The organism is Rhodobaculum claviforme (assembly GCF_016653255.1).
Taxonomy (GTDB): domain Bacteria; phylum Pseudomonadota; class Alphaproteobacteria; order Rhodobacterales; family Rhodobacteraceae; genus Rhodobaculum; species Rhodobaculum claviforme.
Genome location: NZ_NHSD01000224.1, coordinates 1 through 10,261, shown reverse-complemented (window position 1 = coordinate 10,261; position 10,261 = coordinate 1). Strand labels below are relative to the sequence as shown.

Here is a 10,261-nt window from a genome sequence, read left to right as displayed (position 1 = left end):
CCGCGCTCCACCCGGCCGGTCACCACCGTGCCACGGCCCGAGATCGAGAACACGTCCTCGATCGGCATCAGGAACGGCTGGTCCACGGGGCGGTCGGGGGTCGGGATGTAGCTGTCCACGGCCTCCATCAGCGCCTTGATCGCGTTCTCGCCGATCTCCGCGTCGCGACCCTCGAGCGCGGCCAGCGCCGAGCCCTTGATGATCGGAATGTCGTCGCCGGGGAAGTCGTAGGAGGTCAGCAGCTCGCGCAGCTCCATCTCCACCAGCTCCAGCAGCTCCTCGTCGTCGACCTGGTCGACCTTGTTCATGAACACCACCAGCGCGGGCACGCCCACCTGGCGCGCCAGCAGGATGTGCTCGCGCGTCTGCGGCATCGGGCCGTCGGCCGCCGAGCACACGAGAATGCCGCCGTCCATCTGAGCCGCACCCGTGATCATGTTCTTCACATAATCCGCGTGGCCGGGGCAGTCGACGTGCGCATAGTGCCGGTTCGGCGTCTCGTACTCCACATGCGCGGTCGAGATCGTGATCCCGCGCGCCTTCTCCTCCGGCGCCGCGTCGATCATGTCATACGCCTTGAACTCGCCGTAGTACTTGGTGATCGCCGCCGTCAGCGTCGTCTTGCCGTGGTCCACGTGGCCGATGGTGCCAACGTTCACGTGCGGCTTGTTCCGTTCGAATTTTGCCTTGGCCATATCTCAGCCTCCTGGTTCGGTGCGGGGCGCGGGCCCCTCAATGGTGGGTGGCGGGCGGCCTGTGCCGCCCCGCCCGCTGCGCCCTCGTCAGGCGTATTTCTTCTGGATCTCGTCCGAGATGTTCTGCGGCACCGCCTCGTAGTGGTCGAACTGCATGGTGAAGTTGGCCCGGCCCGAGGACATGGACCGCAGGGTGTTGATGTAGCCGAACATGTTGGCCAGCGGCACGAAGCAGTCGATGGCCACGGCGTTGCCGCGGTTCTCCTGCCCGGTCACCTGGCCGCGACGGCTGGTCAGGTCGCCGATGATGTTGCCCGTGTACTCCTCGGGGGTGACGACCTCGACCTTCATGACCGGCTCGAGCAGCTTCGCCCCGGCCTTCTTCAGACCGTCGCGCATGGCCGCCCGGCTGGCGATCTCGAAGGCCAGCACCGACGAGTCGACGTCGTGGTAGGCCCCGTCGATCAGCGCCACCTTGAAGTCGATCACCGGGAAGCCCGCCAGCGGACCGGAGTCCATGACCGACTTGATCCCCTTTTCCACGCCCGGGACGTATTCCTTGGGCACGGAGCCGCCGACGATCTTGCTCTCGAAGCTGTAACCCTCGCCCGGCTCGGTGGGCGAGATCACCAGCTTGACGCGGGCGAACTGGCCCGTGCCGCCGGTCTGCTTCTTGTGCGTGTAGTCGATCTCGGTCTCGTGGCTGATCGTCTCGCGATAGGCGACCTGCGGGGCGCCGATGTTGGCCTCCACCTTGAACTCGCGCTTCATCCGATCGACGAGGATGTCGAGGTGAAGCTCGCCCATGCCCTTCATGATGGTCTGACCGGACTCGAGGTCGGTCTCCACCCGGAAGGACGGATCCTCGGCGGCCAGACGCTGCAGGGCCTGCGCCATCTTCTCCTGGTCGGCCTTGGTCTTGGGTTCGACCGCGATCTCGATGACCGGCTCGGGGAAGGTCATGGTTTCCAGCACGACCGGCTTCTGCGCGTCGCACAGCGTGTCGCCCGTGGTGGTCTCCTTCAGCCCCGCCAGCGCGATGATGTCGCCGGCCGCGGCCCAGTCGATCTCCTCACGCGAGTTCGAGTGCATCATCATCATGCGACCGACGCGCTCGCGCTTGCCCTTGGTGGCATTGAGAATCTGGTCGCCCTTCTTCACCACGCCCGAATAGACGCGGGTAAAGGTGAGCGAGCCCACGAACGGGTCGTTCATGATCTTGAACGCCAGCGCCGAGAACGGATCGTCGTCCTTGGCCGAGCGCGGGATGTTGCGCGTCTCGGTCTCGTCGTCCGGCGAGAAGCCCATGTAGGCGGGCACGTCCAGCGGACCGGGCAGGAAGTCGATCACGGCGTTCAGCAGCGGCTGCACGCCCTTGTTCTTGAACGACGAGCCCGCGAACACCGGCACGAAGGCCAGCGCCAGCGTGCCCTTGCGGATCAGCGCGCGCAGGGTCTCCTCGTCGGGCTCCTCACCCTCGAGGTAGGCTTCCATGGCGGTGTCGTCCTGCTCGACGGCAAGCTCGATCATCCGGGCGCGCCACTCGTCGGCCACGTCCTTGAGCTCGTCGCGAATCGGCTGGCGGGTCCAGGACGCGCCCAGATCCTCACCCTTCCAGGTCCACTCCTCCATCTTGACGAGGTCGATGACCCCCTCAAGCTGGTCCTCGGCACCGATCGGCAGGTTCACCGGCATCGGGTCGGCCCCGGTGCGGTCCTTGATCATCTTCACGCAGTTGAAGAAGTCCGCGCCAATCTTGTCCATCTTGTTGACGAACACGATCCGCGGCACCTCGTAGCGGTCGGCCTGACGCCACACGGTCTCGGTCTGCGGCTCCACGCCGGCGTTGGCGTCGAGCAGGCAGATCGCACCGTCGAGCACCGCCAGCGAGCGTTCCACCTCGATGGTGAAGTCCACGTGGCCGGGGGTGTCGATGATGTTGAAGCGGTACTTGGTCTCGCTGGTGCCATCGGACGACGGGTCCTCCTGGCGCTGCCAGAAGGTCGTGGTCGCAGCCGAGGTGATCGTGATCCCGCGTTCCTGCTCCTGCTCCATCCAGTCCATGGTCGCGGCGCCGTCATGCACCTCGCCCAGCTTGTGGCTCTTGCCGGTATAGAAAAGGATACGCTCCGTCGTCGTGGTCTTGCCGGCGTCGATGTGCGCCATGATCCCGAAGTTACGGTAGCGCGTGAGCGGATATTCGCGGGCCATTGGAACGGTCCTCAGCCTGAGATGAAATTACCAGCGGTAGTGGCTGAACGCCTTGTTGGCGTCGGCCATCTTGTGGGTGTCTTCGCGCTTCTTCACCGCAGAGCCACGCGACTGCGCGGCGTCCATCAGTTCGGCGGCAAGGCGCTCTTCCATGGTGTTCTCGTTGCGCTTGCGCGCAGCGATGATCAGCCAGCGGATCGCCAGCGCCTCGCGGCGCTCGGGACGGACCTCGACGGGCACTTGGTAGGTGGCCCCACCGACCCGGCGCGAGCGCACCTCGACCGCGGGCTTCACGTTGTCGAGCGCCTCGTGGAAGATCTCGATGGGCGCACGGCGCACGCGGCCCTGAACGCGCTCCAGCGCGTTGTAGACGATGCCTTCCGCGACCGACTTCTTGCCGTCGATCATCAGGTTGTTCATGAACTTCGTCAGAACCCGGTCGCCGAACTTGGCATCGGGCAGAATCTCGCGCTTTTCGGCGGCGTGACGACGCGACATCTCCGCTTCTCCTTACTTCGGACGCTTGGCGCCGTATTTCGAACGACGCTGGCGGCGGTCCTTGACGCCCTGGGTGTCGAGCACGCCGCGCAGGATATGGTAACGCACGCCCGGAAGGTCTTTCACCCGGCCGCCGCGGATCAGGACCACCGAGTGCTCCTGAAGGTTGTGCTTCTCGCCGGGAATGTAGCTGATGACCTCGTAGCCGTTGGTCAGCCGCACCTTGGCGACCTTCCGCATGGCCGAGTTCGGCTTCTTCGGCGTGGTCGTATAGACACGCGTGCAGACCCCACGCTTCTGGGGGCACTGCTCCATGTGCATCGACTTGGAGCGCTTCACTTTCGGCTGCCGCGGCTTGCGGATCAGCTGCTGAATCGTCGGCATTCCGGGGTCCCCGTACTTTTGACCGTCTCGCTCGGCACGCGCGGCAGACCGCCACGGCCCGTCCTGTGGGTGCCGCACGGTGGCGGCAAAACGATAAAACCGCACACGCCTCCTGGATCGGAGGCGACGCGGTGGAATTCCAGAGGATCGGGGCACCTGGCCCGGATCTTGACCACTCATGTCTCGCAATCTGACCGCCGGGGACCTCGGCCCCCGGTGGCGGATGAGCGGCGTATAGGCAGAGTCGCCGCCCCTGTCAACACGCCGCGGCCCGGTCCCGCCCCGGGCCCGCCCTCAGATCTCCAGCACCACCCGCGCGATGCTGAAATACATCACAACCCCCAGCACATCGGCCAGCGACGTCACCAGCGGCCCCGACGCCGCCGCCGGGTCGCGGTCCAGCCGGGCAAAGATGAACGGCAGCGACATCCCGATCAGCGCCCCCATCAGCACGATCACCACCATCGCCAGCGACACCACCACCGCGATCTCGGGGCCGCCGCGCCACACCCCGATCACCGCGACCGCCGCCGCCATCGTCAGCCCGAGCGCCAGCGCGATCAGCACCTCGCGCCCCAGCAGCCGACCGAAATCCATCGGCCGCACGTCCCCGGTGGCCAGCGCCCGCACCATCAGCGTGGCCGACTGGGTGCCGGCGTTGCCGCCCGATGCGATCAGCAGCGGCAGGAAGAACAGCAGCGCCAGATGCGCCGCGATGGTTTCCTCGAACGCCGCGATCCCGGCGCCGGAGAAGATGTTGCCGAACACCAGCAGCACCAGCCAGTAGATCCGCGCCTTGTAGAGCATCACGATGGTGGCGTCCTTCACGGACGTCTCGATCGGGCCCAGGGTGGAGCCCTTGTAGATGTCCTCGGTGACCTCCTCCTCGGCCACGTCCATGGCGTCGTCGGCGGTCACGATGCCCACCAGCCGGTCGTCGGCATCACACACCGGCAGCGCGATCAGGTCGTAGCGCGCGATCAGGCGGGCGGCCTCCTCCTGCTCGGCCTCGGCGCGGACATAGATCGGCTCGCCGTCCATGATCTCGACGACCTTCTGGCGGGGCCGGGCGATCAGCAGGTCACGCAGCGACAGCACGCCGATCAGCGCGCGGCCCGCATCGACGATATAGGCGGTGTAGATCGTCTCGGCGTCCACGGCCTGCGCGCGCAGCGCCTCCAGCGCCTCCGACGTGGTCATCTCAGGGCGCAGCGTGGCGTAGTCGGAGGTCATCACCGCCCCGACCGTGCCTTCTTCAAACGCCGCGAGGCGCCGCAGATCCTCGCGCTCGGCCTGGCTGAGGGACGGCAGCAGCGCCTCCTGCGCGTCGGCATCGAGCTGCTTGAACAGGTCGGCGCGTTCATCGTGGCTCATGGCCGACATCACGCGCGCCAGCTCGCGACGCCCCATCTGGGCGGCCACGATCATCTGCGAGGCCGGGCGCAGATAGCCGATCACCTCGGCCTGGTCATGCAGCGGCAACAGGCGCATGGCCTGCATCGCCGGGGCGGTGTCCAGCTCCTCCAGCCAGGCGGCGACGTCGGCGATCTCCTGGCTGACCAGGAAGTCGGCCACCGACTGCGTGTCGCCTTCGGACAGCAGCCGCGCGATCTCGATCGCCACGAACTTTGTGTCGATGAAATCGTCGTCCGAGTCTGGATCGTAACGGAAATCGGCGAGGGTGGTTGGTCTGGTCATCGCCTGTCTCCCCGTGAATGCGCGCTGTACCCGCCGCGCGGGCCTCAGTCCCCGGCCTCCTCCACGATCACGAGATCGCGGTCCGCGGCGCCGCGCGCATGGGCCAGCGCCTGCTGGTAGCGCGGCGATTCGTAACACGCTACCGCCGCGTCGAAACTGGGAAAGCGCGCCACGACGTTGCGGGGCCGGTCGCGCCCCTCCATCTGCCGGTAGCGGCCGGCGCGTGCAAGAAACACCCCGCCGTGTTCGGCGATCGCCTCGGTGGCGATGGCGGCATAGCGGCCGTACGCCTCGGCGTCGGTGACATCGACATGGGCGATCCAGAGGGCGGCTGGCATGGCGTCAGGCTCCGTCGACGATGACAAGGTCGCGTGTGCTGGCGGCCTGCGCGATCGGCAGGATCGCCTGGTACTCGGGGCTGGCGTACCACGCCTCGGCGGCCGCGCGGTCGGGGAATTCGACCACGACATGGCGCTCGGGGCCGTCCCCTTCGAGCCGCGTCATGGGGCCGCCCTTGACCAGGAAGCGCCCGCCGAACCGGGCGGCCAGGGCTGCGGTCTTGCTGGAATAGGCGACATAGGCCTCCGGGTCGGTGACGGTGATCCGGGCAATCAGGTATGCGGGCATGATCAGCCTCCCAGCAGGGTTTCGACAGCGGCGATGGCCTCGGCCGCGCGGGTGGGATCGGCGCCGCCGGCCTGGGCCATGTCGGGCCGACCGCCTCCGCCCTTGCCGCCCAGCGCCAACGCCGCCGCGCGCACCAGATCCACCGCCGAGATCCGGTCGGTCAGGTCGTCCGTTACGCCGGCCGCCACCGCCGCCTTGCCGCCCGTATCGGCCACCAGCAGCACCACGCCCGAGCCCAGACGCCCCTTGGCCGCATCCACCAGCGTCGGCAGGTCCTTGCCCGACACCCCCTCCAGCACCTGCGCAAGGAACGCCACGCCGCCCACGTCACGCGCCTGCGGGCCGTCGCCCGCGCCACCCATCGCCAGATCGCGCCGGGCCTGCGCCAGTTCGTTGTGCAGCTGGCGGTTTTCCGCGATCAGCGCGGTCAGCTTCTTCGCAGCGTCCTCATAGGTGGGCGACTTCAGCTGCGCCATCAGCGTGCGCAACTGCCCCGCCTGCCCCTCCAGCCAGTCGAGCGCGGCCTGCCCGCACAGCGCCTCGATCCGGCGCACACCGGCGCTGGAGGCCTGGTCGGCGACGATGGCAAAGGCCCCGATCTCGCCGGTGCGCCCGACATGGGTGCCGCCGCAGAGCTCCAGGCTGTAGGTGTCGCCGCCGGTGCCCTTGCCCGAGCCCGCCGCCCGGCCCATGGAGACCACGCGCACCTCCTCGCCGTACTTCTCGCCGAACAGCGCGACGGCACCGAGATCGCGGGCCGCGTCGGGGGTCATGATGCGGGTGTCCACCGGCGTGTTCTGGCGCACGAAGCCGTTGACCTCGGCCTCCACCTCGCGCAGCTCGGCGTCGGTCATCGGCGCGCCGTGGGAGAAGTCGAACCGCAGCCGGTCGGGCGCGTTGAGCGAGCCGCGCTGCGCCACATGCGCGCCCAGATGCCGCCGCAGCGCCTCGTGCAGCAAGTGCGTGGCGGAGTGGTGCGCGCGGATCGCGGCGCGGCGGTCGGGGTCGACCGACAGCTGCGCGGGCTGGCCGGGGGTCAGCGTGCCCTCGGTCACTTCGGCAAAGTGGATGAAGACGCCCTGGGCCTTTTTCGTGTCGGTGATGCGGGCGGCGCCGGTTTCGGTGCGCATCATGCCCGTGTCACCGACCTGCCCCCCCGATTCGCCATAGAACGGCGTCTGGTTCACCACCACCTGCACCTGCGCGCCGGCCGTGGCGGTCGGCGTGGTGGCGCCATCGGTCACCAGCGCAAGGATCTGGCCCTCTGCCGCCTCCAGATCATAGCCGAGGAATTCGGTCGGGCCGTGCGCCTCCGCGAGGTCGAACCAGACCGCGGCCTCCTTCGTCTCGCCCGATCCGGCCCAGGCGGCGCGGGCCTGCGCCTTCTGCGCGGCCATCGCGGCGTCGAAGCCCTTGATGTCCACGCTCCGGCCCATCTCGCGCAGCGCGTCCTGCGTCAGGTCCAGCGGAAAACCGAAGGTGTCATAGAGCTTGAACGCCGCCTCGCCCGGCAGGGGACTGCCGTCCGGCAGGCGGCCAAGCTCGTCCGACAGCTGGCGCAGACCCCGCTCCAGCGTCTGGCGAAAGCGGGTCTCCTCCAGCCGCAGGGTCTCGGTGATCAGCGCCTGCGCGCGCGACAGCTCGGGAAAGGCCGCGCCCATCTGGCGCACCAGCGCGGGCACCAGACGGTGCATCAGCGGATCGGCCGCGCCCAGCTGGTGGGCATGCCGCATCGCGCGCCGCATGATCCGCCGCAGCACATAGCCGCGCCCCTCGTTCGAGGGCATCACCCCGTCGGCGATCAGGAACGACGTGGCCCGCAGGTGGTCCGCGATCACCCGGTGGTGCATCCGGCCCGGCCCGTCGGGGTCCGCGCTGGTCGCCTGCGCCGACGCCTCGATCAGGCTGCGCAGCAGGTCGGTGTCGTAGTTGTCGTGCTTGCCCTGCAGCACCGCGCCGATCCGCTCCAGCCCCATGCCGGTGTCGATGGACTGCGCCGCCAGATCCTTGCGGGTGCCGTCCTCGAACTGCTCGTACTGCATGAAGACGAGGTTCCAGATCTCGATGAAGCGGTCGCCGTCCTCGTCGGGGGAGCCCGGGGGGCCGCCGGGGATGTGATCGCCGTGGTCGAAGAAGATCTCGGTGCACGGCCCGCAGGGGCCGGTGGGGCCCATCATCCAGAAATTGTCGTTGGTGGGGATGCGGATGATCCGCTCGTCCGGCAGGCCCGCGACCTTCTTCCAGATCGCCGCGGCCTCGTCGTCGGTGTGATAGACGGTGACCAGCAGCCGGTCCGCCGGCAGGCCGAACTCGCGCGTGATCAGGTTCCAGGCGAACGGGATCGCGTCCTGCTTGAAATAGTCGCCGAAGCTGAAGTTCCCCAGCATCTCGAAAAACGTGTGGTGGCGCGCGGTGTAGCCCACGTTGTCCAGATCGTTGTGCTTGCCGCCCGCGCGCACGCATTTCTGCGATGTGACCGCCCGGGCATAGGGGCGGTGTTCGACACCGGTGAAGACGTTCTTGAACTGCACCATGCCGGAGTTCGTGAACATCAGCGTCGGGTCATTGCGCGGCACCAGCGGCGAGCTGTCCACGACCTCATGCCCCTCGCGCGCATAGTAGTCGAGGAAGGTCGCGCGAATGTCGTTGAGGCTGGGCATGGGCTGGTCTCCTCCACCTGCAGGCAATCGGTGTCGTTTAGGGCAAGGGCCGGGCCGGGGAAAAGCGGTTTTTCCCCTCAGACCGCATCCAGACCGGCGCGCAGATCCGCGATCAGGTCGCCCGCGTCCTCCAGCCCGATGCTCAACCGCACGAGGCCCGGGGTGATGCCCAGCCGCGCCTTCTGGTCGTCCGGCAGGCGCTGGTGGGTGGTGGTGGCCGGGTGCGTCACCAGCGATTTCGCATCGCCCAGGTTGTTGGTGATCCGGAAGATCCGCAGCGCATCGAGGAACCGGAACGCGGCCTCCTGCCCACCCGCGACATTGATCGCCAGCAGCGTGCCGCCGGCCTCCATCTGGCGGGCGGCCAGCGCGGCCTGGGGGTGGCTGGGCAGGCCGGGATAGATCACGCGGGTCAGCCGGGCGTCGCCCTCCAGCGCGCGGGCCACCGCAAGCGCTGCGTCGGCCTGTGCGCGCACGCGCAGGTCCAGCGTCTCCAGCCCCTTCAGCATCACCCAGGCGTTGAACGGCGACAGCGCGCCGCCGGTGTGCTTCATGTAGCCCTCCACCGTGCCGCGGATGAACTCGCGCGTGCCGAGGATCACGCCGCCGAGGCACCGCCCCTGCCCGTCGATGTGCTTGGTCGCGGAATAGATCACCACATCCGCCCCCTGCGACAGCGCGCGGGAAAACACCGGGGTGGCGAACACATTGTCCACCACCACCAGCGCACCCGCGGCATGCGCGATGTCGGCCACGGCGGCGATGTCCACCAGCTCCAGCGTGGGGTTGGAGATCGATTCGAAGAACACGGCCCGGGTGCCCGGCGTCACCGCTTCGGCCCACTGGTCCAGATCGGCGCCGTCGACGAACACCACCTCCACCCCGAAGCGCGGCAGCAACTCCTCCAGGATATAAAGGCACGAGCCGAACAGCGCGCGCGACGACACCACCCGGTCGCCCGCGCGCAGCATCGCAAACAGCGCCCCGTTCACCGCGGCCATGCCCGAGGCGGTGGCAAAGGCGTCCTCGGCCCCCTCGATCCCCGCGATGCGGTCCTCGAACATCGCGACCGTGGGGTTGCCGTAGCGGGCATAGATGAACTCGTCCGCCCCGGCCTTGCGGAAGCGGGCCTCGGCCGCGGCGGCGCTGTCATAGACAAAGCCTTGGGTCAGGAACAGCGCCTCGGACATCTCGTTGAACTGGCTGCGGCGGGTGCCGCCGTGCACGGCCCGGGTCCTCGGCTTCCACGCATCATCCATCGCTCGCCCCTCCGCCATTCAGCCACGGCACGCCCCGGATCGGCAGGAAAGACGCGGATGCGCCAACCTCTTTAGCGGTTTCTTTACCGTGGCCCGCAATCCGGTGCACAACTCGCCACACCGGGGCGCGTATCGCCGCCGCGCCCGCCGGTCAAGCGGGCACGGGGTTGCACCCCGCCGCGCAGGCGCCATGTTGTCGCACAACCCCACCCCCAACGGAGGCCCCGGA

The 10,261-nt window shown here is 68.3% G+C and carries 9 protein-coding genes and 1 riboswitch; all 9 genes read right to left on the bottom strand.

Annotated elements, in window-relative coordinates:
- The coding region (locus CCR87_RS07995) for a GTP-binding protein (protein WP_201157017.1) at positions 1 to 695 on the bottom strand (695 nt) is incomplete at its 3' end.
- 87 nt (positions 696 to 782) lie between these two features.
- Complete coding sequence (gene fusA, locus CCR87_RS07990; protein WP_201157016.1) at positions 783 to 2,906, bottom strand: elongation factor G; 2,124 nt, start codon at positions 2,904 to 2,906, stop codon at positions 783 to 785.
- A 27-nt stretch (positions 2,907 to 2,933) separates the two neighbouring features.
- On the bottom strand, positions 2,934 to 3,404 hold the full coding sequence (rpsG, locus tag CCR87_RS07985) for a 30S ribosomal protein S7 (protein WP_201157015.1): 471 nt from the start codon (positions 3,402 to 3,404) through the stop codon (positions 2,934 to 2,936).
- A 12-nt stretch (positions 3,405 to 3,416) separates the two neighbouring features.
- Positions 3,417 to 3,788 carry a 30S ribosomal protein S12 gene (rpsL, locus tag CCR87_RS07980; protein WP_201157014.1) on the bottom strand — a complete coding sequence of 124 codons (372 nt, stop codon included), beginning with the start codon at positions 3,786 to 3,788 and terminating at the stop codon, positions 3,417 to 3,419.
- Positions 3,789 to 4,082: 294 nt separating this feature from the next.
- Positions 4,083 to 5,486, bottom strand: coding sequence for a magnesium transporter (gene mgtE, locus CCR87_RS07975; protein WP_201157013.1), 1,404 nt, complete (start codon positions 5,484 to 5,486; stop codon positions 4,083 to 4,085).
- A gap of 44 nt (positions 5,487 to 5,530) precedes the next feature.
- Positions 5,531 to 5,824 (bottom strand): DUF1330 domain-containing protein, encoded by a 294-nt coding sequence (locus tag CCR87_RS07970; RefSeq protein ID WP_201157012.1) that lies wholly within the window; start codon positions 5,822 to 5,824, stop codon positions 5,531 to 5,533.
- Between the two features lie 4 nt (positions 5,825 to 5,828).
- Positions 5,829 to 6,113 carry a DUF1330 domain-containing protein gene (locus tag CCR87_RS07965; protein WP_201157011.1) on the bottom strand — a complete coding sequence of 95 codons (285 nt, stop codon included), beginning with the start codon at positions 6,111 to 6,113 and terminating at the stop codon, positions 5,829 to 5,831.
- Positions 6,114 to 6,115: 2 nt separating this feature from the next.
- Positions 6,116 to 8,773 (bottom strand): alanine--tRNA ligase, encoded by a 2,658-nt coding sequence (gene alaS, locus CCR87_RS07960; protein ID WP_201157010.1) that lies wholly within the window; start codon positions 8,771 to 8,773, stop codon positions 6,116 to 6,118.
- 77 nt (positions 8,774 to 8,850) lie between these two features.
- Entirely contained in the window at positions 8,851 to 10,032 is a 1,182-nt protein-coding gene (gene metZ / locus CCR87_RS07955; protein ID WP_201157009.1) for an O-succinylhomoserine sulfhydrylase, read from the bottom strand.
- A gap of 50 nt (positions 10,033 to 10,082) precedes the next feature.
- Positions 10,083 to 10,161, bottom strand: a riboswitch (SAM riboswitch).
- Positions 10,162 to 10,261 lie beyond the last annotated feature (100 nt).